Annotated in this window: 22 protein-coding genes; 14 read left to right on the plus strand and 8 right to left on the minus strand. The window is 65.6% G+C overall.

The annotated features are described in order from the left end of the window. Positions 1–1,095: an ABC transporter ATP-binding protein gene (locus H7828_RS13245; RefSeq protein ID WP_226781525.1), complete on the plus strand. Its 1,095-nt coding sequence runs from the start codon at positions 1–3 to the stop codon at positions 1,093–1,095. A gap of 92 nt (positions 1,096–1,187) precedes the next feature. Next, a complete protein-coding gene (locus H7828_RS13250) occupies positions 1,188–1,853 on the plus strand; it encodes a GntR family transcriptional regulator (protein ID WP_226781526.1) in 666 nt (221 codons plus the stop codon). A gap of 30 nt (positions 1,854–1,883) precedes the next feature. On the opposite strand, the gene H7828_RS13255 is transcribed toward H7828_RS13250, so the two are convergent. The 8 genes from H7828_RS13255 to H7828_RS13290 are packed head-to-tail and all read right to left on the minus strand — an operon-like array spanning position 1,884 to position 11,325. Next, positions 1,884–2,783, minus strand: coding sequence for a dihydrodipicolinate synthase family protein (locus H7828_RS13255; protein ID WP_226781527.1), 900 nt, complete (start codon positions 2,781–2,783; stop codon positions 1,884–1,886). A 29-nt stretch (positions 2,784–2,812) separates the two neighbouring features. Continuing rightward, on the minus strand, positions 2,813–3,724 hold the full coding sequence (locus H7828_RS13260; protein ID WP_226781528.1) for a dihydrodipicolinate synthase family protein: 912 nt from the start codon (positions 3,722–3,724) through the stop codon (positions 2,813–2,815). Positions 3,725–3,764: 40 nt separating this feature from the next. Further along, positions 3,765–5,480 carry an ABC transporter ATP-binding protein gene (locus tag H7828_RS13265; RefSeq protein ID WP_226781529.1) on the minus strand — a complete coding sequence of 572 codons (1,716 nt, stop codon included), beginning with the start codon at positions 5,478–5,480 and terminating at the stop codon, positions 3,765–3,767. A 3-nt stretch (positions 5,481–5,483) separates the two neighbouring features. After that, complete coding sequence (locus H7828_RS13270) at positions 5,484–6,410, minus strand: ABC transporter permease (RefSeq protein ID WP_226781530.1); 927 nt, start codon at positions 6,408–6,410, stop codon at positions 5,484–5,486. Between the two features lie 9 nt (positions 6,411–6,419). Next, positions 6,420–7,415: an ABC transporter permease gene (locus tag H7828_RS13275; protein WP_226781531.1), complete on the minus strand. Its 996-nt coding sequence runs from the start codon at positions 7,413–7,415 to the stop codon at positions 6,420–6,422. 57 nt (positions 7,416–7,472) lie between these two features. Then, positions 7,473–9,233, minus strand: coding sequence for an ABC transporter substrate-binding protein (locus H7828_RS13280; RefSeq protein WP_226781532.1), 1,761 nt, complete (start codon positions 9,231–9,233; stop codon positions 7,473–7,475). A 33-nt stretch (positions 9,234–9,266) separates the two neighbouring features. Beyond that, the gene (locus H7828_RS13285; RefSeq protein WP_226781533.1) at positions 9,267–10,115 is read right to left on the minus strand and encodes an SDR family NAD(P)-dependent oxidoreductase; all 849 of its coding nucleotides are present in this window, start codon (positions 10,113–10,115) and stop codon (positions 9,267–9,269) included. A gap of 28 nt (positions 10,116–10,143) precedes the next feature. After that, positions 10,144–11,325 (minus strand): mandelate racemase/muconate lactonizing enzyme family protein, encoded by a 1,182-nt coding sequence (locus tag H7828_RS13290; protein WP_226781534.1) that lies wholly within the window; start codon positions 11,323–11,325, stop codon positions 10,144–10,146. A 111-nt stretch (positions 11,326–11,436) separates the two neighbouring features. Between H7828_RS13290 and H7828_RS13295 the strand changes: the two genes are divergently transcribed. The 12 genes from H7828_RS13295 (at position 11,437) to H7828_RS13350 (ending at position 23,977) form a co-directional block, all read left to right on the plus strand. Continuing rightward, positions 11,437–13,119 carry an SMP-30/gluconolactonase/LRE family protein gene (locus H7828_RS13295; protein ID WP_226781535.1) on the plus strand — a complete coding sequence of 561 codons (1,683 nt, stop codon included), beginning with the start codon at positions 11,437–11,439 and terminating at the stop codon, positions 13,117–13,119. Continuing rightward, the gene (locus H7828_RS13300; protein ID WP_226781536.1) at positions 13,116–13,985 is read left to right on the plus strand and encodes an SMP-30/gluconolactonase/LRE family protein; all 870 of its coding nucleotides are present in this window, start codon (positions 13,116–13,118) and stop codon (positions 13,983–13,985) included. The genes H7828_RS13295 and H7828_RS13300 overlap by 4 nt, the downstream gene beginning before the upstream one ends. Before the next feature lie 121 nt (positions 13,986–14,106). Continuing rightward, positions 14,107–14,649: a hypothetical protein gene (locus H7828_RS13305; protein ID WP_226781537.1), complete on the plus strand. Its 543-nt coding sequence runs from the start codon at positions 14,107–14,109 to the stop codon at positions 14,647–14,649. 194 nt (positions 14,650–14,843) lie between these two features. After that, on the plus strand, positions 14,844–15,845 hold the full coding sequence (locus H7828_RS13310) for a Bug family tripartite tricarboxylate transporter substrate binding protein (protein ID WP_226781538.1): 1,002 nt from the start codon (positions 14,844–14,846) through the stop codon (positions 15,843–15,845). 86 nt (positions 15,846–15,931) lie between these two features. After that, positions 15,932–17,437, plus strand: coding sequence for a tripartite tricarboxylate transporter permease (locus H7828_RS13315; RefSeq protein WP_226781539.1), 1,506 nt, complete (start codon positions 15,932–15,934; stop codon positions 17,435–17,437). Further along, positions 17,430–18,452 (plus strand): Gfo/Idh/MocA family protein, encoded by a 1,023-nt coding sequence (locus H7828_RS13320; RefSeq protein ID WP_226781540.1) that lies wholly within the window; start codon positions 17,430–17,432, stop codon positions 18,450–18,452. The genes H7828_RS13315 and H7828_RS13320 overlap by 8 nt, the downstream gene beginning before the upstream one ends. Next, the gene (locus H7828_RS13325) at positions 18,452–18,946 is read left to right on the plus strand and encodes a tripartite tricarboxylate transporter TctB family protein (protein ID WP_226781541.1); all 495 of its coding nucleotides are present in this window, start codon (positions 18,452–18,454) and stop codon (positions 18,944–18,946) included. Before H7828_RS13320 ends, H7828_RS13325 begins: the two co-directional genes overlap by 1 nt. After that, positions 18,943–19,782 carry a sugar phosphate isomerase/epimerase family protein gene (locus H7828_RS13330; RefSeq protein WP_226781542.1) on the plus strand — a complete coding sequence of 280 codons (840 nt, stop codon included), beginning with the start codon at positions 18,943–18,945 and terminating at the stop codon, positions 19,780–19,782. The genes H7828_RS13325 and H7828_RS13330 overlap by 4 nt, the downstream gene beginning before the upstream one ends. Further along, positions 19,779–21,233, plus strand: coding sequence for an enolase-like domain-containing protein (locus H7828_RS13335; RefSeq protein ID WP_226781543.1), 1,455 nt, complete (start codon positions 19,779–19,781; stop codon positions 21,231–21,233). The genes H7828_RS13330 and H7828_RS13335 overlap by 4 nt, the downstream gene beginning before the upstream one ends. Further along, positions 21,230–22,255, plus strand: a complete 1,026-nt coding sequence (locus tag H7828_RS13340) for an NAD-dependent epimerase/dehydratase family protein (RefSeq protein ID WP_226781544.1) — start codon at positions 21,230–21,232, stop codon at positions 22,253–22,255. Before H7828_RS13335 ends, H7828_RS13340 begins: the two co-directional genes overlap by 4 nt. Then, positions 22,242–22,931 (plus strand): TetR/AcrR family transcriptional regulator, encoded by a 690-nt coding sequence (locus H7828_RS13345; RefSeq protein WP_226781545.1) that lies wholly within the window; start codon positions 22,242–22,244, stop codon positions 22,929–22,931. Before H7828_RS13340 ends, H7828_RS13345 begins: the two co-directional genes overlap by 14 nt. Continuing rightward, complete coding sequence (locus tag H7828_RS13350) at positions 22,928–23,977, plus strand: dihydrodipicolinate synthase family protein (RefSeq protein ID WP_226781546.1); 1,050 nt, start codon at positions 22,928–22,930, stop codon at positions 23,975–23,977. The genes H7828_RS13345 and H7828_RS13350 overlap by 4 nt, the downstream gene beginning before the upstream one ends. The last annotated feature ends 128 nt before the right edge of the window (positions 23,978–24,105 follow it).

Genomic DNA, 24,105 nt, shown 5'->3' on the forward strand with positions numbered 1-24,105 from the left:
ATGAACGCACTTGCGATCCGCAACATTCAGAAATCCTTCGGCGCGCTGAAGGTGCTGAACGGGATCGACCTGACCCTGGAAGAGGGCGGGTTCCTCGTTCTGCTTGGCCCCTCGGGCTGCGGGAAATCCACGCTGCTCAGCATCATCGCGGGGCTTGAGGATGCCAGCGCCGGTTCGATCGAGATCGGCGGACGCGAGGCGACGGGCCTGCATCCGCGCGACCGCGACATTGCCATGGTGTTCCAGTCCTATGCGCTCTACCCCTCGATGCAGGTCGAACGGAACATGGGCTTCGGCCTGGAAATGCGCGGCGCCGGCGTGGACGAGCGCAAGGAGAAGGTGGGTGCGGCGGCCGATCTTCTGGGCATCGGGGCGCTTCTGGAACGCAAGCCCGCCCAGCTTTCGGGCGGTCAGCGTCAGCGCGTGGCCATGGGGCGGGCCATCGTGCGCAAGCCCCGGCTGTTCCTGCTGGACGAACCGCTTTCGAACCTGGACGCCAAGCTGCGCACCAAGATGCGGGGCGAAATCAAGAAGCTGCATCAAAGCCTGGGCGCCAGCATCGTCTATGTCACCCATGACCAGGTCGAAGCGATGACCCTGGCCACCAAGGTTGCCGTCATGCGCGGCGGCACGATCGAACAGATCGGCGCCCCGATGACGATCTATCGCGAGCCCGATAACCTGTTCGTTGCCGGCTTCATCGGGGCGCCTCCGATGAACTTCGTGCGCGGCCGGATCGTCGAGGGCGGAGGCTTTGCCCCCGATGGCGGGGGCGATCGCATCACCATGCCCGCAATGGAACACAGGCTGGAGCCGGGCCGCGAAATCGTGCTGGGGGTGCGGCCCGAAAACCTGCGCCCGATCCCGCCCGGTGTGTCGCCCGAGGGCCTGCTCAGGTTCAACGCGGTGCCCGACGTGATCGAACCCATGGGCGCCGATACCATGGTGCATTTCCGCGTCGGCCAGTCCGAGCTGATCGCCCGCCTCGACGGCCAGACCGAGGTTTCGGGCAGCGCGCCTATGGAACTGGGATGCGAGGCTTCGGCGCTGCACCTCTTTGACGCCACGACCGAACAAAGGCTGCGGCCCGCCTGAACTTGTGAGCGTCCGGGCTTTGCAGTATCACCCCGTGGGTCGTGCCCGGCACGGCAGACGGAACCGGGCAACCAGGACGAATTGGACGACAGATGCCAAGCCTTCGCAAAGCGGCCTATACACGGTTCATGGATGCCCTGCGCAACAAGGAACTGGTGCTGGGCGGGAATTACACACAGGCCGAATTGTGCCGTCAGCTTGATCTTTCGACCAACCCCCTTCAGGCGGCGCTGAAGGTTCTGGAAAGCGAGGGTTTCGTCGAAATCCGGGCGCGGGCGGGCGTGACCGTCAAGCGCCCCGACCTGACCGAGTTCCGCGAATGTCAGCAGTTTCGCCAGTTGCTGGAGATGGGCGCGATCCAGCAGTTTGCCGGCACCCACAGCCTTGAAGACCTGGCCGCACTGCGCGCCGAGGTGGTGGCGCAACGCGAACGCACCGAGACACGGGCCAGCTCGGCCGATCTGGCGAAGGCCCATGATGCCATCGAACGCTGGCTGCATGGCGGGATCATCCAGTCGCTGAACAATGCCACCATCATGCGGATCTACAAGACGAACATGAACAAGGTGGCGATGATGCGCCGGGAAAGCACGAAGTTGACGAACGAACATTTCGCCGCAACGTCGGACGAGCATCTGGAGATCATCGACGCCGCGCTGGACCGTGACGTGGCGGGGGCCGCCAAGGCGCTTCAGCAACACCTGACCGCATCGCTGCAACGCGCGATCATCACAAATCTCTACACGACCGAATTCTGAACCCAGCCGGCCCTGCCGTGGCGGGCCGGGTCAGATCAACCCGTTGCGTTTCAGGAAATCGCGCATCACGCCCTCTTGTCGGTCGCTCAGCGGCCAGGCCGAGGGCGGGCGCGTGGGGCCGCAGTCCTGGCCCATGGCCTGAAGCGCGGCCTTTACCCCGGTGACATTGGTGCCGTTGAATTCCTGCGCGCGTACCTTTTCGAAATCGCGCATGGCGGCGACCAGGCGCCGGGCCCCGGCCCAGTCGCCGGTCTCCAATGCCTGGTGGATGGCGACCGAATGTTCCGGCCAGATGTTGATCAGCCCCGAGGTGAAGCCCCGCGCGCCCACGGCATAGAAGGGCGCGGCCCAGACCTCGGCCAATCCGCCCACCCAGGTGATCGCCGGATCGCAGGCCTCCATCGCCTCGGCAAGGCGGTCGGGGTTTGGTACGGCCCATTTCACTCCCTTCACGCCGGGCAGGGCGCAGAGTTGCGCAATGCCTGCCGGCCCCATGGCATCGTTGCGCAGGTAAAGCATGGCGGGCAGCCCGCCCGAGGCGTCGAGGATCGCCTTCACGTAGTCCACGGTGCCGCGCGGCGAAACGAAAGGGTCGGGCGGCTGATGAACCATCAGCGCCGCCGCACCCGCATCGGCCGAAGCGCGCGCCAGTTTGCAGGCGTCGTGAATTCCACGCCCCACGCCCGCCAGAAGCGGTGCGCGGCCGTCAACCATGCCCGCCACCTCGCGCACCATGGTGCAGGCCTCATCGGTGGTGAGGGCGTAGAATTCGCCGGTGTTGCCGTTGACAACGGGCATGTGCATTCCCGCGCCCAGGGCCCGGTCGATGATCGGGGCCAGTCGTTGGGGCGCGATTGCCCCGGCATCGTCAAAGGGCGTGACCAGGATACCGGAAATTCCGGCAAGCGCGGTGTCAAGATCATGGGGCATGGTGGGGCAATTCCTGTGGGATTGGCGGCTCAGACGTCGGGCAGATGTGAAACCAGCCGTTCGACATGGGCGATGATCGCGGGGTCGGCGGTACCGGGGCCGGGGCTGCGTCCGGCGCAGCGGGCCAGCCCGATCCGCTCGCTCAGGGCGATCTTGCCCAGCAGAAGCTGTTCCTCGACGGTGGGACGTTCGCGCAGGAACTGCATCAGCGGCAGGATCTGGCCGTGCAGCTCCAGCGCACGGGCAAGCGCGCCCTCGCCACCTGTCAGCGCGGTATGCAGGGCCACCTGTTCGGGCACGAAGTTGGGCGCCGGGATCAGGCCGTGGGCGCCGTTTTCGACGAAGAACGGATATTCCACCCCCCAGTTGCCGGTCAGGATGCGGAAACGCCCCCCATGTTCGCGCGAGAAGGCGGCGATGTCGGCGCTTCCGGTTTCGGCCTTGACGCCGACAAGGTTGGGCACCCGGTCCTGCAACGCCGCCAGCGCGTCGTTGTCCAGGGTGGTGCCGGAAATCAGGGCGTTCTGGATGATGATCGGCAGGTCGGTGGCGCCGGCCACGGCTTCGATCATGCTGACCCAGTCGGGCGAACAGCCCGGAGGGCTCATCGGGGGTTGCAGGATCACCGCGTCCGCCTTCACCGCTTCCGAGGCGCGGATCAGTTCGATCTGGCCCTCGGTGGTGGCGTCCATCACCGTGACGGCCAGAAGGCCGCGCCCGGCCAGCGCCTCGGCGGTTTCGGCAAGGGCGCGTTTCTTTTCGGCGAAGGACAGGCGATAGAACTGGGTGACATATCCAAACAGCACGACGCCACCGGCACCCGCATCAAGGCAATGGTCGGTCTGGGCGGCAAAGCCGCCGGGGCGCAGCCCGCCGCCTTCGTCGAAATAGCTGTAGAGGACGGGCAGGATGCCCCCGAGGCGCTGTGTGATGTCGTTCATGGCAATCTCGTCATGCTGAGGGTGTGCGGTCGTGGCGGGTTCAACCTGCCGCGTTCAGGACAAAGCCGGCGCTTTGTCCGCGGATGATCTGGCGGGCGTCCCATCCGGCGCGGTCGGGTGCGCCGGTGCCCCAGTGGCGGTTCGGGTCGGGCCAGGGGATCGCATCGACAAGTGACCGGGTATAGGGGTGCTCGGGGCGTTCGATCACGTCGCCCGGCAGCCCCGCCTCGACGATCCGCCCCTTGTGCAGCACCAGAACGTAGTCGCTGACGTGATAGGCGGTGGCCAGGTCATGGGTGATGTAGATGACCGAGATCGAGAAGCGGTCTTTCAGTCGTTGCAGGTTGCCGAGGATGGTCATGCGCAACGACGCATCGACCATCGAAACCGGTTCATCGGCCACCAGCATGCGCGGCCCGATCATCAGCGCGCGGGCCACCATCAGGCGCTGGCGCTGACCGCCCGAAAGTTCGTGGGGAAAGCGGCCCAGAACCTCGCCCGCATCCAGGCCAACGGCCTCGCAGGCCTCCTCCATCCGGCTGCGCGCGCTGCCGCCCTGGGTGGTCAGTCCGAAGTTGGCCAGCGGCAGGGAAAGGGCGCGATCAACCTTGTAGAAGGGGTTGAACGATCCGTAGGGGTCCTGGAAAATCGCCTGCACCTCGCGCCGGTAGGCGCGCCGTTCCTCGGCCCGCATGGCCGCCATCGGTTTCCCGCGATATCGGATTTCACCGGTGCTGGGGGTTTCGAACCCCAGAACCATGCGCGCCAGCGTCGTCTTGCCCGACCCCGATTGCCCGACAACCGAGATGATCTGCGGGTGTTCGTCGGCCAGGCGGAATGAACAGGTGTCCAGAGCGCGGACCGCGTCGTTGCCGAACAGCCCGCCGCCGAAGGTTTTCGATACCTTGTCGAATTCCATCAGGCTGGCCGCCTCGGGCTTGGCGATCACCGCAGGCGCCGCGGTTTCGGCCCGTTTGCCCAGGGTCGGCACGCTGTCGATCAGCATCCGCGAATAGGCGTGCTGCGGGTCGGTGAAGATCCGGCCCACCGGCGCATCCTCGGCGATCAGCCCGTGCTGCAAGACGATGACGCGGTTCGTGGCCTGGGCCATCAGCCCCATGTCATGCCCGATCAGTAGCAGGCCACAGCCGATTTCCTCTTGCGCGGCGATCAGCGTGGCCATCACCTGTTTCTGCGTGATCACATCCAGCGCCGAGGTGGGTTCGTCGGCGATCACCAGGTCGGGTTTCATGGCGATGGCGATGGCGATGCAGGCGCGCTGCTTCATCCCGCCGGACAATTCATGCGGATAGGCGCGGGCCAGGTCGGGCGACAGGCCCACCCCCTTCAGCGCCCCCGCCACCAGGGCATCGGCGGCCTTGCGGTCAAGCCGCTGACCGTGGTCCACCAGCCCGTCAAGGATCTGTTCACGCAGCCGCAACACCGGGTTCAGCGAATTCATCGCCCCCTGCGGGATATAGGCGACATTGGCCAGCCGCGAGGCGCGCACCGCATCGCCGCGCAGGGCCAGAAGATCGGTGCCGTTCAGCTTGGCGGTTCCGCCGACGATCTTGCCGGGCGGTTCGATCATCTGCATCAGCGCCAGGGCGGTCGTGGTCTTGCCCGACCCGCTTTCGCCCACCAGGGCCACCCTTTCGCCGGGGGCAACGTCGAAGCTGACGCCGCGCACCGCGTGGATCACCCGTGTCGAGGTGAAATAGTCGATGCAAAGATCGCGTACCTCAAGAAGTGTCATGGCTCAGGTCCTTTTGCGCAGGCGTGGGTTGGCAAGTTCGTCAAGCCCCGCGTTCAGCAGGTAAAGCCCGACGAACAGCACGATCAGGATCAGCACCGGCGGCAGGATCCACCACCAGAGCCCCAGCAGGAAGGCCGAGAACTGCATGATCCAGTAAACCGTCATGCCGAGGGTGGGTTCGTTCTGCGGGCCAAGGCCCATCGCCTCAAGTCCGACACTGGCAAGGATCGCCGCCGCGACCGCGACGATGAAGGAGGAGATCAGGTAGGGCATGAGATTGGGGGCGATTTCCTTGAAGATGATGGAAAAGCCGCTGGAGCCGGAAAGCTTGGCCATTTCCACATAGCCCGCCTCGCGCATGACCAGGATCTGGCTGCGCACCTGGCGGGCCGGTCGGCGCCAGGCCAGAAGCGCGATAATCAGCGCCATCCCAAAGGATGTCAGCCCGTTCTGAAGCATGGCCGAGATGATGACGAGAAACAGGATGGCGGGCACCGTGAGCAGGACATCGACGATCCAGGTGATGATGCGATCCGCCCAGCCGCCGTAGTACCCGGCGACAAAGCCCACGGCCGAGCCGGCCAGGATGCCGATGAACCCCGCAATCACACCGGTGCGGATGGTCAGCCAGGCCCCCACCACCATCACCGCCAGAACGTCGCGCCCCTGCGGATCGGTGCCCAGCGGAAACTCGGCCGAAGGCGGCTGGCTGGCCGGGCCGGCCAGGGGGTGCGCCCCGGCGATATCGACGAACAGCCGCCCGATGGTGGTAAAGGCGACTAGCCCCAGCAGCAGGATCAGCCCGACGATCAGTTGCGGATTGCGGCGCAGATAGCGGCCGACGCCCAGAATCACGCCCCGCAGGCTGCCGGCCTCGGCCTCCTCGGCGATGGTTTCGACACGCGTTTGCACTGTGGGTGAGGTGGTCATGGGAACTCCTTACGCGCGCACACGGGGGTCGATCAGCGGATAGATCAGATCAACCAGCAGCATCGACAGCGCGATGGTGACGATCAGGATGAAGACGATGCCGTAGATCGTCGGGTAGTCGAACAGGGTGATGGATTCGAGCAGCAGGTTCCCCATGCCGGGATAGCCGAAGACGATCTCGACCAGCACGGCGCCGGTGACGACCTGCCCGAAGAACAGCGCCAGCGTCGTGACCTGGGGCAGGACCGCGTTGCGCACACCATAGCGCAGGAAGACGCGCCGGGGTTTCAGGCCCTTGGCCTTGGCGAAGACCATGTAATCCTCGCCCTGCACCGTCACCATCATGCCGCGCATGCCGATGGCCCAGATCCCGATCGAGGCGATGGCGATGGAGAGCGCGGGCAGAAGCGAATGGTGCAGCACCTCAAGCGCGAAGGACCAGTTCCAGCCGGGGATCGAGAACAGCGAATAGCCCCCCGAAATCGGAAACCACCCGCCCTTGGCCGCCAGGAAATAGATCAGCACCAACCCGATCAGGTAGAAGGGAATGGCCGAGAAGACCATCAGAACCGACGACACCGCCTGCATCAGCAGGGAATCGCGACGCCAGGCCGCATAGGCCCCCACCAGCGTGCCGATCGCGAAGGACACCAGCGTCGTGGTGATCATCAGCCCCAGCGTCCAGGGCAGTGCCCCCCCGATCAGATCGCCGACCCGCGTCGGATAGGACGAGATCGAATAGCCGAAATCGAAGGTCGCGATGTCGTGGAGGTAGTCGAAATAGCGTTTCCACAATGGCTGATCCAGCCCGAAGCGTTCGTTGAAGGCCTCGGTCAGGACGGCAATCTGGTTGCCCGAAATCCCCGAGGTTTCGGCAAGCTGGGTCAGCTTTTCCGTGATCGGGTTCTTGGGGGCCAGTTGCGGCAGGAAGAAGTTGAGCGTCGCCGCGGCCCAGATGACCGCAAGCAACGTCAGGATGCGTCGCAGGATGCGCTGGATATACATGGAATTCGCCTGTCTGTGCCGGGTTCGGGCCAGAAGCGGCCCGAACCCCGTTCGCGATCAGTTTGCCGGTTCAAGCTGGTGCATCACGTAGCCGAACTGACCCGAGGTGTACCAGAAGGCCGGCTGGAGATAGGGGTTCTCCTCGGTGGGCCAGTTGGTCCAGTAGGTCGTGTTCATCGGAATGCGGTGATACCATTCCTGGATCGGCACCTCGACCGCCTCGCGCATCCAGATTTCCATGGCCTGGGTCGTCAGGTCCAGGATCTTGGCGTCGCCCGGCTGCAACGCTCCGATCTGTTCCACCAGCCCGTCGAATTCGGCATCGCACCAGCGGTCCATGAACAGGGTCGGCTGACCTTCGGACAACTGGTTCTTGCAGGTGTACATTTCCAGCGTGGCATAGGGATCGGAGATCGAACCGCGGTGGCCGAACATCGCCATGTCGAACTTGCCGTCGCGCATGATGCCGCGGCTTTCCGGGGTCGACCGGAACGAGGCGTCGATCCCCGCCTGGCGCAGTTGCTGCGACACGACAGGCGCGACGGCATCCAGCACCGAGATCGTCTCGATCTGGACGGTCAGTACCTCACCGTCCTTTTCCCACATGCCGTCGGCGTTCTTGGCATAGCCGATTTCCTGCATCAGGGCATCGCCCTTGGCCTGATCGAAGACGCCGATGCCGTATTTCTCGGCCAGGGGCTGGGCCGCATCGATATAGGGTTTCAGCGATCCGAAGCCGGGGAAGGGGGTGTTGGCGCTTTCGCTGGCACCGCCATAGACGATGTCGCTGATCTGGTCGCGGTTGACGTAATAGTTGATCGCGTGGCGCAACTTGGGGTCGGCCCACTTTTCCTTCAGGTTGTTGAAGTACAGCGAGGTGGGCCACCAGTCTTTCGATCCATAGGGCGGCTTGTCACCGCTGAAGGTGCTGATCTGGGGGGATTGCGACACGATCTGCTTGATCACGCTGGCCACCCCGATGTCGGCGGTGATGTCGACCTGGTTGGCCGAGATAAGCTGTGCCATCCGGTCGCGCGTGCCACCCGGAACTGTCACGATACGCTCCATCGCGGGCAGGTCGGCAAAGCCCGATTGCGCCGCCCAGTAATCGTCGCGCCGGTCGATGAAGACCTGGGTGTCGGTGAAGCGCACCAGTTTCCAGGGGCCGGTCGTCAGGGGCCAGCCCTTTTCAAGGTCGAAGTTGGTGAAGGCGGCCTTGTCCTCGATATCCTTCCAGACATGTTCGGGAACGATCTGAAAGCCGATGTCGAAATAGTTGATCAGGAACTTGAAGGCAAAGCGCGGGTCGGGCCGTGTGAGGGTGAACTTCACGGTGTTCTCGTCCACAGCCTCGACCGACGCGACCGAGTCGGTCACCTTCGTGGCCTGGATCAGGTCTTTCTTGCCCGCGCCGTTTTCGCGCAGCATTTCATAGGTGAAGGCCACGTCGGCGGCATCGAAGGCCTCGCCATCCGACCAGGTCACCCCTTCGCGCAGCTTCACCGTCACTTCGGTGAAATCGTCGTTGTACTCGAATCCCTCGGCCAGCCAGGGGATCAGCTCGTCCTTGTTCGAGTTGTAATAGAACAGCGGTTCGAACATGTTCAGGATCGAGCCGCGAATATCCTCGTTGTTGATGGTGTAGGGGTTCGCGATCCCCACGTTGCGATAGTTGGGCGCCTCGGTCTGGTGGGCCACCACCAGCGTCTTTTCGCGGGCCACGTTGGCCAGGCTCTGGGCCATGGCCGTGCCCGCCAGAAGCGAACAGACCAGCCCCCCGGTCAGCCCGCCCAGCAAAGTCAGATTTGCAAGTTTCATCGATTTTCCTCCCTTGGTCGATTGGCGTTCCCGCTAGTGCGGGGAATCGTCGGTTGCGTCGGGCAGCACGAAGCCGTGCCGTGCGTCGCTGGTGAAGCTGCGGATATGGCTGCCGCCCGTCGCGAAAAGCGTGGCGCCGGTCACGAAACCGGCGTCGCGTGACAGGAAATACAGCGCAGGCGCTGCCATCTCGGCGGGCTGGCCGGCCCGTTGCATCGGGTTTGCCCCCTTGCAGGCCTTTTCCCAGGTCGCCATGTCGCGACGGCGAAAGGCATTGCGGTCGGTCTGGACCAGACCGGGCGACAGGGTGTTGAAGGTGATTCCGTCGGCGCCGCCCTGAAGGGCCAGGTTCTCGAACAGGTTCACCAGCGCGGCCTTGGTCATGGCATAGATCGGCATTTCGGCAGACGGGACCTGCTGTTGCACGCTGCCGATGGCCAGTACCCGGCCGAAACCGGCGCTGACCATGTCGGGCAGAAGCTGCTGAAGCAGTTCCAGGTTCGTCGTGATGTTGATGGCGATCTGGCGGGCGATATCGTCGCTGCTCTGGCACAGGAATGGTTTGTGGATCTGGATCGAGGCCGACAGGACCACGCTGTCCACCGGGCCACCGGCCCGGGCCTTTTGCGCCAGGGTGCGGCCCGCGCCGGTGTCTTCCAGGTTCTGTTCGATCAGCTCTGCGCTGCCACCGGCCCCGGCGATGCGGCTGGCCAGGGTCTGGGCGGCATCGCCGCGCCCGGCCGCGTCGTCCGCGGCTGCCGAGTGGTTCACGATCACATGGGCCCCGCCCTGGCCCAGGGCCAGGGCGATTTCGGCGGCGATACCGCGGCTGGCGCCGGTCACGAGAATGCGGCGGTTTTCGAAGGGTCTGCTCTGGGTCACGGGAATGTCCTGCAATGATGTCTTCTGGCTAGGCGTCCGGCCCGGCGCCCGGTATGCCCGCAAAGGAAAGAACCTGCGGCTGGGCGGCGCTGGCGGCGCGCTGCATGGCGTTGGTGTCGACGTTCAGCCCCGATCCCGGCCCCTGCCCAAGCCCGACCTTGCCATTCTCGATCTCAAGCCGCCCTCCGGCGATTTCGGTATAAAGCGGGCTTTCGCGCACCTGCCGTTCGAGGATCAGGAAAGAGGGCAGGGCGGCGGCGACATGGCGGCTGACCGCATCCAGGATCGGACCGACAGGATTGTGCAGGCTTGCCTCGACGCCGCAGCTTGTCGCCAGTTCAAGGATTGCCATGCCGTTGCGCACCCCTGTCAGCCGCAGGTCGGGCAGGATCACATCGAAGGCGCCATCGTCCAGAAGACGCCGCGTGTCGCCCAGGGTTTCAAGCGATTCACCCCCGGCCAGCCGGATGCCCTGCTGTTGGCCCAGGCTGCGCAACTGGCGCTGATCGCGGGCGGAAAACCGGGTCGCATCCACCGGGTCTTCGATCCAGAAGGGCGACAGGGGGGCCGTTTCGCGTATGACCAGGGCGGCGGTTGCCGGGTTCAGGCGCGAATGGCAGTCGATCAGCAGCCTGACATCCGGCCCGACCGCATCGCGTACCGCACCAATCCGTGCCAGCCCGGTGTCCAGGGCCGCGCGGTCGGGGGCGCTATCCCACGAGAAGCCGTCGAAGGGCGCGATCTTCAGTGCGCCATAACCTTCGTCGGCGATCACCGCACGCGCCTGCGCGGCAAAGCCTTCGGGGCTACGGTCGGGGATGCCGCGGTTGATGTTCGCATAGGTCGGCACCTGCTGGCGATAGGCCCCGCCCAGCATCACGGCGAGGGGGATGTCGCACCGCCGCGCCATGGCATCCAGGATGGCCTGTTCGAAAGCCGCGCTTACCGTCTTGCGGGCGATCGAGACATGCTTGCCCGCCAGAAGCGAAAGCGCCGGAGCGATAGGCGCCGGGCGTTCCGAGGCCACCACCTGCGCCAGAAGGGCGAGGGTGGATTCGATGGCGGCCGCATTTGCGAAATCGGTGGCTTCGCCAAACCCCTTGGTGCCGTCCGAAAGGGTGACGGAGACAAAGATCCAAGTGGTCTTGGCCGAAATGGCGACGCGGGAAAACGAAAGTTCGTCCACCGTCAGGTTGCTTTTGGTACTCATGCGCCGCATCTCCGATAGGTGTTCCATATAGTGAGAGATGATCTTTAAAAGTCAAACAAAGTTTCAAACTTTTTCTGGATTGCCGACTGGCTTGCCATTAGGCTTTTGCCCATGAACGATTTTCCTGCCGCCTCTCCCTCCGCCGCGAAGGCCCCGACCGACACCGCCAGTATCGACGTTCCTGGAACCCAGGCGCTGATGCGGGGGATCGACGTTCTGATGGCTGTCAGCATGACGCCCCAGCCGCCCCGGTTCGGTGAGATCCACGCCCGGGTGAACATTCCCAAGGGCACGCTGCACCGGCTTCTTGCCGCGCTCGTGCAGCGGCGGCTGCTGCGCTATGATCCGCGCACCCGGCGCTATTTCACCGGGTCGCGGGTGTTCGAGCTGGTGCGCCGGTCGATGGATCAATCGACGGTCGGGCGTGCGGCCAAGCCGGAACTCTCACGCCTGGCGGCCCTGTTGCGCCAGCCCGCCTGTCTTTACGCCGCCGATGGCGAAGATGTCTTCGTGATCGATTTCGAAGACCCCGACGCCTCGCAGACGCGGATGGTTCGGGTCTGGCCCCGGGAAAAGGCCGCCGAGACGGCGGCGGGTCAGGCCATCGCGGGCAACCTGCCGCCCGAAACGCGCAGCAAGGGCGTGCCCGCCGAGATCGGCCTTGCGCAGGCGCTTGGCTATTGCATCCATCCCGGCCGGACGGAAACGCAGGCCACCACCGTTGCCGCGGCCATCTGCGACGAATCGGGCTTTCCGGTCGCTGCCATCTCGGTCGCCTTCGAGGGCGAACCGGTAAGCGCCGAAAAGCTTCACGAGGCAGGCCGCCTTGTGGCCGAAAGCGCGCGCCGCGCCTCGGGCAATGTGGGCGATGCCGCGATCCCCGACATCGTGGCGCCACAGGCCGCCGCCCCCCCCGACAAGGACCTGCGGGATCTGCAGACAGGGCGCGATTTCATGGGCGAGAACCCGATCTGGAGCGCGTCCGAAAATCGGCTCTATTGGCTTGATATTCTTGCGCCCGCCCTGCGCAGCCTGAACCCCGACACCGGCGAAACCGACCGCATCCTTCTGCCCGAGGTCACAGGCGGGCTGGCACTGGCCGCCGATGGCCGGCTGATCCTGCTGGGCCAGAACGGCGTTTCGCTGTTCGATCCGGCCACCCACGACCGGCGGCTTCTGGTCGATCCCGAGGCCGACCGCCCCGACAACCGGTTCAACACCGCCATGGTGGCGCCCGACGGGGCGATCTGGGCCGGCACCATGTCGTTGCGGCACGCGCCGGGGCAGGGGGCGATGTATCGCATCGCGGGCGATCTGTCGGTCACGCGGGTCTTGTCGCGGGTGGGCATGCCCAAGAACCCGGCCCTGTCGCCGGACGGTGGCACGCTTTACGTTTCGGACGGCCCGCGCGAGGCGATCCTGGCCTTCGACCGCGATCCGGAAACACACAAGTTGACCAACGAACGCGAATTTGTGCGCGGTGGTTCGGGGCGGGGGCGGCCGAACGGGATCGCCTGCGACGCCGAAGGCCACGTCTGGGCGGCGATGATCGGCGGGTGGTGCCTGCACCGCTATGCCCCAGATGGCACGCTGGAGCGGATCGTACATCTGCCGGTGCCCATGCCCACGTCCATTGCCTTTGGCGGCCCCGAACTGCGTACGCTGTTCATCACCAGCACCTATCTGCGCCTGCCTGCCGGCTTCTCGACCCTTGCGCCACAATCGGGCAACGTCTTTGCCATCGACGTCGACGTGCCCGGACAACCCGTTTCATATTTCGGTGCCGCACGATGAACGTGACACAAGTACATGCCGCCGGGGCGTTGACCGGTGAATCCCCCCTTTGGGATCGCGCGCGCAATGTCATGTGGTGGATCGATATCCAGGGCCAGCGCCTTTTGGGCCATGGCCTGGGCGGGGGGACCGATTTCGACATTCCGCTGCCGTCGATGCCGGGCTTTGTCTGCCACGCCGATGACGGGCGGCTGATCGTCGGGCTTGAGGACGGGTTGTGGCTGGTGGCCCCCGAGAGCCGCGCGTTCGACCTGCTGTGCCCGGTCGAGGCGGATGAGCCGCGCACCAGGCTGAACGACGGCAAGGTCGATGGGCGCGGCCGCATCTGGTTCGGCTCGATGGACAAGACCGGCAGTGGGCTTGTCATAGGTGCGCTATACTGCCTGACGCCGGGTCGCGAGTTGCATGTTGTGCGCCGCGCGGTCGCCGTGCCCAATGCAATTGCCATCTCGCCCGATGGCGGGACGCTGTATTTCACCGATTCCCCCACCCGCCGGATCGAGCGGTTCGAACTGGACGCCGCCAGCGGCGCACCCGTGGCGGTGGATTGCCTTGCCGTGCTGCCCGAGGGGCACAACCCCGATGGCGCCTCGGTCGACCGTGACGGCGGGCTTTGGATCGCGATTGTGGGGGCCGGGCATCTTCTGTGCCTGAGCCCAGACGGCAGCGAGGCGGGCAAGATCGCCCTGCCGGTTTCGCGCCCGACCATGCCCGCCTTCGGAGGGGAAGACCTGGCCACGCTTTTTGTCACCAGTCAGCGGCGTTTCCTGACCGCCCCCCAGTTGCGCGAAGAACTCTGTGCCGGCAATCTGCTGAGCCTGCCCGCCCCGGTGCCGGGCCTGCCGCCCCCTGCCTTTCCGATCTGAGGGCGGGCAACACCCGCGCGCGACCGCCGAAACACCTGCCCCCTTCGAACGAAGGGGGACGGATCCCCGGGCAAGACCTATGCTACGGTGCCATCCAGCCCCAAGCATGATGGTGATGCCCATGAAGACCGCCCCTTTTGCCAAATTCGCCCCCCGCGCCACTGCGCCCGCGGGCAATGCCCTCGCCGGCCTGACCATGGCCGTCGCCTTCCTTTTCGCCGCCACGCCCGGCCTTGCCGCCGATCCGGGCGGACGGGTTTCAGGCATGATCGATGGCGAAACTGTCGAACTGTCGGTTCTCCCGTCGCAATCCGACTACGGGAACATGCATATCTCGCTTTATGTTGTCGGCCCGGGCCTGACACAGCGTGGCCTGGGCGCGATGACCCTGGGTGCGGAATGGATCGGGACGTTCGATGGCACATTCGCGGCTGGCGATGTCAGCATATCCATTCCCGCAGGCGATCCGCCCCGCGTCTATCGCGCCGATCTGGACGACGGCCTTGCCCTGAGCGTGACCCGTTCGGCCATTGTCGAGGGCAAGCTCGAGATTTCCGTCAGGGCAGAGGGGGTTCTTGTCAGCATGGACCGTATGGGCCTGCGCAACCCCGACCCCGACGATACCCTTGCCATCGACCTTACCTTCGACGCCATCGTCGAATAGCCCGCCATCGCGCGGGTTCAGTCCGGCAGATGAAGGGAAACAGGCGGTGCAACCAGTCCGCCTGCTTCTTGCGCCCGGTGGCGGGCACGCCTTTCCCCAAACTTCCCAGCGCCAATGCTCCTTGGAATTTTCTTGACAGACTCGATATGCGGGCGCTCTATTAACTAAACGTTTAGTTAGCAGAGGAGGATCATATGAATTTCACGTCTAGAATCGCGTCCCTTGCCCTGGCCGCGCTGGTGGTGCCGGCCGTCGCCAGCGCACAGGAGTGGAAGCCAAGCGAACCGGTCACCATCATCGTGCCCTGGTCGGCCGGCGGATCGACCGACACCGTCACCCGCGTGGTCGCCGGTGAGCTGAGCGAGGCCTTTGGCCAGAATTTCGTGATCGTCAATCAGCCCGGCGCCTCGGGGTCCACCGGCACCCGTGCCGTCTGGGATGCGCCCCACGATGGCATGACCTTCGCCGCCGGTGCAGCCGCCGATCTGGGCGCCTATCCTGTGCTGGGCAGCCTTGATGTGACGCTGGATCAGTGGCGCCTATACCTGCATGTTGCCAACCCCAGCATGATCTCGGTGCGCACCGACAGCGAATTCCAGGACTTCGGCCAGCTTCTCGAGGCGCTGAAGGCGGGCGAGGTCACGGTGTCCTCCGCTGGTCTTACCTCGGCCGGGGCCATTGCCCTTCAGGCGATCGAGGCGGTCGAACCCGACATCAAGTATCGCCAGATCGTCTATGAGGGCGGCAACCCCGCCGTGATCGCCACCGTGGCGGGCGAAACCCAGTTCACCACCCAGACCGCGACCGAACAGGTCGACATGGTGCGCGCCGGTCGTCTGCGCCCCCTGGCGGTGGTCGCCGATCAGCCGCTTGAACTGGAAGGGTTCGGCACCGTTCCCCCGATCACCGACTGGATCGAGGGCGTGGCCAGTGCGCCGAACTATTTCGGCATCTTCATCCCCGCCGACGCCCCGCAAGAGGTGCTGGATTCGATGGATGCCGTCTGGGCCGACAAGATCGCCAATTCCGAAGTGATGAAGAAGTTCGCCGCCGAGCGTGGCGCGCTGTTCAACGCCACCTCGGGCGAGGCGGCGGCCAAGGCCGCGATGCCGATGCTGTCGATCAACGCCTGGCAGCAGTTCGACAGCGGCGCGGCACCCAACGATCCGTCGCAGTTCGACATCCCCAAGCCGTAAGGCGCGGTCGATACCGTCCGGTCCGGTTCCTCTCCCGGCCGGTCCGGACGGTTTTTCCCTTCTGAACGATCAATCCTGGCAGGATCATGGACGGACTTTCACAATTCCTGAACGCAATCCTTGCGATCGGCCTTTCCGCCGACATCGTCACCGTGTTCTGGGCGACGCTGCTTGGCATCGTGGTGGGCATGATACCCGGCCTGACGGCAACGCTCGGGGTTGCGCTTGTCACCACGCTGACCTTCTCGATGGAGCAGAACACCGCGATCCTCGTGCTGATCTGTGTCTATATCGGCGCGATCTATGGCGGCGGTCGCACGGCGATCCTGCTGAACATTCCGGGCACACCCGCCAATGCCGCCTCGGCGCTGGACGGTTTCCCCCTGGCCAAACAGGGCCGTGCGGGCGAGGCGATGGCGGTGGCCACCACCGGATCGTTCCTCGGGTCGATGATCGGCATGATGGGGCTGGCGGTGCTGGCGCCATGGCTGGCCGAATTCGCGCTTGATTTCACGTCGTTCGAATTCTTCTGGCTGGCGGTCTTCGGCGTGGTGCTGTGCGGGCAACTGACGGCCATGGACGACCCGCTGAAAGGCTGGATCGCTGGCTTCTTCGGGCTGTTGGTCGCGCTGGTGGGGCAGGAAAGCCTGCATGCCTATTCGCGCTATACCTACGGATTCACCAGTCTTGAGGCCGGATTCGGGCTGCTGCCGGTTCTTGTCGGGGCCTTCGGCTGTGCCGAGGTATTTTCGGTCATGCGCTCCGAAGCGACGCAACTGGTGCGCGCGCGCATGGGCAACGTGATCGGCGCGGCCTTTTCGTCGCTGTCCTATGCGCGCACCTGGGTGCGTTCGGGCGTGATCGGCACCTTCATGGGCGTGGTCCCGGGCGTGGGCGAGGACATGGGCGCCTGGGTGTCCTATGCGGCCGCCAAGCGGGCATCGAAAACACCGGATGAATTCGGCAACGGGTCGGTGGACGGGTTGCTTGCCGCCGAAACCGGCAACAACGCCGCGGTGCCCGGGGCGCTGATCCCGGTGCTGACCCTGGCCATCCCCGGATCGGCCCCCGCCGCCGTGCTGTTGGCGGCGATGGTCATTCACGGGCTGCGCCCCGGGCCGCTGATCATGATCACCCAACCCGATTTCTTCTATTCCGTCGTGGCCATAGTGTTCTGGGCCACCTGCGCCATGCTGGTTCTGGGGCTGGCACTGACCCGCCCGCTGCTGTGGGTGCTGAAGGTGCGGCGCGAATGGCTGATCGGGATCATCTTCGTTCTCTGTGCCGTGGGGTCGTTCGCCATCGCCGGCCGGCTGTTCGATGTCTGGGTGATGATCCTCTTCGGGCTGATCGGCTTCGTGATGCGCGAAACCGGGTTTCCGGTGGCGCCGATGATCCTGGGGGTGGTGCTGGGGCCGATCCTGGATGCGAATTTCCGCCGCTCACTTTCGCTGTCGCGGGGCGATCCGGTTGATTTCGTCACCCGCCCGATCAGTGCGGTGATCGCCGCGCTGGTGCTGCTGATGATCGTGCTGGCGCTGCCGCCGGTGCGGCGCGGGATCGCGCGGATGATGGCGCAGCGCCATGGGTGACGCGGTTTTGATCTGTGGCTTCGGGGCCTTCGGGCGGCTGCATGCCGACGGCTGGCGGCTGGCCGAACCGGGCCTGCGGCTTATGGTCAGCGACCCCGATGCCGGGGCGCGGGCGGCGGCGCTGTCCATGGGCATCGCGCAGGGCGATGTTGCCGCCACGCCGGAGCCGTTGATCGAACGCGCGGCGCTGGTCGATATCGTGGCCCCCCCGGCGCAGCACATGCCCCTGGCGCGGATCGCGCTGGCGGCGGGGAAACCCGTGCTGATCGAGAAACCGGCCGTCGAAACCGTGGCCGAGGCCGATGAACTGGCCCGCCTGGCGGGGGATCTGCCGGTGCAGATCGGTCATGTCCTGCGAGCGCATCCGCTGGTGGCGCGGGCGCGGGCCCTGCTGGCCGAGGGCGCCATCGGGCGGCTTTTGCGGCTGGAGGGTGAATCGGCCGGCTGGAAAAGGATGCGCGCGGATTCCGGCCTGATCGCCAATGATGGCGTGCACCTTCTGGACCTGATGCGCCACTGCGCGGGCGGCGCGATCACCGGCGTGGACCTGCACGAGGTGCGCGCGCTTAGCCCCGATATTGCCGACGACCTGCGCATCACCCTTTCCCTTGCGGGCGGGATCAGCGCAACCCTGCGCCTGGGCATCCTTGTGGCGGGGGCGCGCGAAGATGGCTTCATGCCTGGCGCGCTGACCGAAAAGCGGCTGACGCTGATCGGCGATGCGGGCAACCTCGCGCTGGATTTCAACGCCGGAACCCTGCGCCACGCCCGGGTGAACTATGCCCGGCAGGGCGATGTCTTTGCCGTGACGCCGGGGGCCGTGGTGCAGGAAATGGCGATCGGCATCACGCCCGCCACGCTTCTTGCCCGCAGCTTCGCCATGTTCCGCGCCGCCATGGCAGGGCGCGGGCCGGTCCTGTGCAACATCGCCGAGGGCGCACGGGAAATGGCCCGCGTCATGCAGGCCCTGACACCAACCCAACGCCCCCTGCGCCCCATAGAAGGAGCCGCCTGATGAGCATTCACCGCACCGATCTTTGCGCCGGGCTGGTGGTATCGACCATAGGCATCGCCGCCTTGGCAGGCGCGCTGGCCATGCCCACCTTTGCCGACCGGAACGGAGATCCGCTGACGGCGCCGGGCATCACGCCCGGAATCATCAGCGGCGTGATCGCGGTTCTGGGCATCGTGCTTTTGCTGCGGGCGATGGCCGGGCGCGGCCCACGGGATGTTCCGGTTGAAACATGGCCCCCCGGGGCCGCGCTGCGCACGGTCTTCACCATCGTCACCGCCCTGATTTATGGCGTCGTGCTGTTCGGGCAGGTGCCGTTTCTTCCGGCCACCGCCGGATTTGTCTTCGTCTTCACCCTGGGGGCCGAACTGATGCACCCGGGGCGCAGCCGCAGCATCGTGGCGCTGTGTCTCTGGGCGGCACTTCTGGCCGGGGTTTCGGCCCTGGCGATCCAGTATCTTTTTACCGACCTGTTCCTGGTGAGGCTGCCCGGATGACCTTTCGAATTTCCCTGTGCAACGAAGTGATCCGCGATCTGCCGTTCGAGCGGCAATGCGCGCTGGCGGCCGATCTGGGCTATGATGGGCTTGAGGTGGCGCCCTTCACCCTGTCCGGTGATCCGGCCCGCCTGAGCGGGGCCGAACGCGCCCGCGCCCGCCGCGCCGCCGCGGATGCGGGGATCGAGATTACCGGCCTGCACTGGCTGCTCAGCGCGCCCGACGGCCTGTCGATCACCAGCAACGACGCCGCGATGCGGGCACGCACGCTGGATCATCTTCGCGCCATGGTCGATCTCTGCGCCGATCTTGGGGGCAGCGTCCTGATCCACGGCTCGCCCCCCCAGCGGCGGTTGGGCGATGCGCCCTCGGCCCAGGCGGGGCTGGACAACGCACGCGAGGCGTTCCGCGTCGCCGGTGAGGCGGCGGGCGACGCTGGCGTCACCTATTGCATCGAACCCCTGGCGCCGGCCCTGACCGATTGCGTCAACACCATTGCCCAGGCGGGTGAGATCGTCAAAGCGCTTGGCCTGCCCAACCTGACCGCCATGATCGACACATCGGCGGCCTGGGGCGGCGAGGACGACCCGCCCGAGGCATTGATCCGCCGCCACATGCCCACCGGGCTGCTGGGCCATGTCCATTTCAACGAATCCAACCGGCGCGGGCCGGGGCAGGGCGCCCACGCCTTCGCCCCCATCGTCGCCGCGCTGGTCGAGACAGGCTATGACGGCATCATCGGGATCGAACCGTTTGACTATCATCCCGACGGCGTGACATCGGCGGCCCGTGCCATCGGCTTTGTCCGGGGCCTTGTGGAAGGGGTAACGACATGAACGCACCGATCCTGAAAACCGGCGTCGCGCGTCTTGGCATCGACAATGCCTTCGCGCGGATGCCCTTCCGCTTTGGCGTGGTCACGATTGAGGCGGCGGCCTCGCTGACGCTGGCGCTTGATATGACGGTGAACGGCACCCCCGTCACCGGCTATTCCTCGGACCTGCTGGCCTACAAGTGGTTCGACAAGCGCCCGGAAAAGACGCCGGCCGACAATGTGGCCGATCTTTTGTGGGTGGTGGAACAGGCGCTTGAGGTGGCGCAGGGCCTTGATGCGGGGCCGCTGTTCGACCTGTGGCGACAGCTTGACGCCGAGGTGGACAGGCGCGCCGTGGAGGGCGGGTTCAACCGGCTGGGCGCGGGCTTTGGCGTGTCGATGGTGGAACGCGCGATGATCGACGGGCTGGGCCGCGCCCTTGGGCAGGGCTTTCACCAGATGGTGCAGGGCGATGCCTTCGGGATGCGCCCCGGCGATGTCTTCGGTGAACTGCAGGGTCTTTCCTCGGGCGACGCGGTGCTGGCTGCGCCGCTGAAACAGGTGCATCTGCGCCATACTGTCGGCCTTGTCGATCCGATCGGGGCGGGCGATCTGGCGGGGCTGGACCTGCCAGACGACGGGTTGCCCCACACGCTGGAGGATTACCTGCACCGCGACGGCGTGCGTTACCTGAAGATCAAGGTCAGCGGCGAACGCGACGCCGATCTCGACCGGTTGGGCAAGATCGCCCACAGCCTGGCGCGCCTGGGTGAACCCGTGCAGATCACCCTGGACGGCAACGAACAATACCGCGACCTGGCTGATTTCGCGGCCCTGATCGGGGATCTTCGCCAAAGCCCCGCACTGCGCCCCCTTTACGATTCGATCCTGTTCATCGAACAGCCGCTGGAACGCGGCGTGGCGCTGGCCGGGCCGCTGGACCCGGCGGCGCTGGAGCTGATCGGCAAGCCCATGCTGATCGACGAATCCGACGGCTGGACGGGGGCCTTCCACGAGGCGATTGCCCTTGGCTATCGCGGGGTCAGCCACAAGAACTGCAAGGGGGTGATCCACTCGCTGCTGAACGCCCTACTGGTGCGCCGCCACGAGGGGTGCTTCCAATCGGCCGAAGACCTGACCTGCCTGCCGGTGGTGTCGCTTCAGGCCGATCTGGCGGTGGTCGCCGCGCTTGGTATTTCCCATGTCGAACGCAATGGCCACCACTATTTCCGGGGTCTCGATCACCTGCCCGGGGATGAGGCCGAGGCGGCGCTGGCGGCCCACCCCGACCTTTACGAACGCAGCGGCGGCGGCATCCGGCTGGCGAATGGTGGCGGCGTTCTGAACCTTGGTTCGTTGCAGGTGCCGGGCATGGGCTTTGTGCCGCTGCCCGATCTTTCACGGCGCATCGCGCCCGCAGACTGGGCCTTCGACATGCTGCGCGCCCCGTCCAAAACAGGAGAACCGAAATGAACGATCTGCCCGATACCATCGCAGACGACGAAATGCTGGACGATCTCATGTCGCGCCCCTCGGATGCCCTGCGCGAAAGCCTTGCGAGGCTTGAGGGCGACATCACCATCCTTGGCGTGGCCGGCAAGATGGGGCCGACCCTGGCGCGCATGGCCAAACGGGCCGCACCCGACAAACGGGTGATCGGCGTGGCGCGGTTTTCCGACCCCGCCGTGCGCGACAAGCTGGAAGGCTGGGGCATCGAAACGGTGCAATGCGACCTGCTGGATCGCGCGGCGGTCGAGGCCTTGGACAAGACGGCGAACGTGGTCTTCATGGCAGGGCGCAAGTTCGGATCCGAGGGCAACCAGTCTCTCACCTGGGCGATGAACACCGGTGTGCCTGCCCTGGTGGCCGAGGCTTTTGCCCAGTCGCGGATCGCGGTGTTTTCCACCGCCTGCGTCTATCCCTTCGTGGATATCGCCCGGCAGGGCGCGCGCGAGGATCTGCGCCTTGATCCGCCGGGGGAATATGCCAATTCCTGCGTCGGGCGCGAACGGATGTTCGAACACGGCGCGCTGACCCGTGGCACCAAGGTTTCGCTGATCCGGCTCTCCTATGCCATCGACATGCGCTATGGTGTGCTGCACGACGTGGCCAGCGCGGTGGCCGAGGGGCGGCCGGTGGCCCTGGAAAGCGGGCATTGCAATGTGATCTGGCAGGGCGATGCCAATGACGTGGCGCTGCAAACCCTGGCCCGCGCCGACACGCCGCCCTTCGTTCTCAACCTGTCCGGCCCCGAACTGGTCAGCGTGCGGCGCCTGGCCGAGAAGTTCGGCGAATTCTTCGGACGCGAACCGGTGTTTTCGGGCACCGAGAACCCCACCGCCTGGATCGTCGATACCAGCCTGCAACAACGCCTCTATGGCTATCCGACGGTGCCACTGCCCCGCCTGATCGAATGGACGGCCCAATGGATGCAGGGCGGCGGCGGCTCTCTGGGCAAGCCGACCCATTTCGAGGTGCGCGATGGCAGGTACTGACGCCCTGCCCAAGCCACCGCCCCGGCCCCCGGCGGCGCGCCAGACCCGCGATGCCGTCGCGACCCGTGCCCGCATCGTGCGGGCCGGGCAGCGCGAATTCGCGCGCGCGGGTCTTCAGGGCACCCGTATCGAAAGCATCGCCAAGGCAGCCGGGTGCAACAAGGCGCTGATCTATCACTATTTCACCGGCAAGGAGGACCTGTTCCGCGAGGTTCTGGAAATCACCTATGGCGACATCCGCACCGCCGAGCGGCAACTGAACCTTGAGGGCGAAGCGCCCCTTGCGGCGATGGAAAAGCTGGTGGGCTTTTCCTTCGACTACGTCAGCCGCCACCCCGAATTCATCGCCATCATCAACGACGCCAACATGCATGGCGGCGCCCACCTGACCGACACCGACACGGCGCGCGCGCTGAACTCTCCGCTGGTTGCGCTGATCGACGCGATCCTGGAACGGGGTGTGGCGCGCGGTGAAATCCGTGCCGGGATCGACCCGGTGCAGCTTTACATCTCGATCGCCAGCATCTGCTATTTCTTCATCGCCAACCGGGCCACGCTGTCGGCGATCTTCGCGCTTGACCGCTCCGAGGCCGGGCTGGCCGTGCGCCGCGCCCATGTGATCGAGGTGATCATGGGCTATCTGCGCCCCGACCCTTCCCAGAAAGGCCCCGCATGAACATTTCCGACATACCCGCCGCCCCCCTTGCCGCCCTGCGCCGGGGCGGGGTGATCCCGGCCCATCCCCTGGCTCTGACCGAAGAGCGCAGCCTTGACGAACGCCACCAGCGCGCCCTGTCGCGCTATTACCTCGACGCGGGGTCGATCGGGCTCGCGGTTGCGGTGCATACCACGCAGTTCGAAATCCGCGATCACGGCCTTCTGGAACCGGTCCTGCGCCTGGCTGCCGAGGAGGCGTCGCGCCACGGTTCGACCCCCTTCATGGTGGCCGGTGCCGTGGGTCGCACCGACCAGGCGGTGGCCGAGGCCGAACTGGCCCGCGACCTGGGCTATCACGCCGTCCTGCTGGGCCTTGCCGCCCTGCGGAACGAGGATGAGGATGCCCTGATCGCCCATTGCGAAAGGGTGGCGCAGGTGATGCCGCTGATCGGGTTCTACCTGCAAACGGCGGTGGGCGGTCAGCCTTTGTCCTACAGCTTCTGGCGCCGCTTCGCGCAGATCGAAAACGCGGTGGCGATCAAGATGGCGCCCTTCAACCGGTATCGCACGCTGGACGTGGTACGCGCGGTGGTGGATGCCCGGGCCGAGGATCGGATCACCCTTTATACCGGCAACGATGACCATATCGTTGCCGACCTGCTGATGCCCTTCACCTTCATGCGCGACGGTGAACAGGTAACGGTGCGCATCAAGGGCGGTCTTCTGGGCCACTGGTCGGTCTGGACAAGGCGCGCGGTGCAACTGCTGGACGAGATACGCGAAGCCCCCGGGGGGCGCAGCGCGCTGGAATGGCTGGCCTTCGATGCCCGCACCACGGATGCGAACGGTGTGCTTTTCGACGTGGCGAACGATTTCGCCGGCTGCATCGCCTGCCTGCACGAGGTTCTGCGCCGCCAGGGCCTGATGCGCGCCACCTGGTGCCTGAACCCGGACGAAACCATGGGCCCCGGCCAGATGGAGGAACTGGAACGCATCCTGCGCGATTACCCCGACCTGACCGACGACGATTTCGTGCGCCAGAACCTGGAGCGCTGGCTGGCCTGAACCGGTTAGGGCGAAAATAAACACGCTTTTTTAATGAGTTGCATTTTTTCAAGGTGCCGCCTTTGGCGGCGCCTTTTTTGTTGTGCCGGGGGGCTGACCCCGGCCCTCGGCGGCAAAAATATTTGACT

The sequence above is a fragment of the Oceaniglobus trochenteri genome (assembly GCF_020529025.1).
In the GTDB taxonomy this organism is placed as follows: Bacteria; Pseudomonadota; Alphaproteobacteria; order Rhodobacterales; family Rhodobacteraceae; genus Oceaniglobus; species Oceaniglobus trochenteri.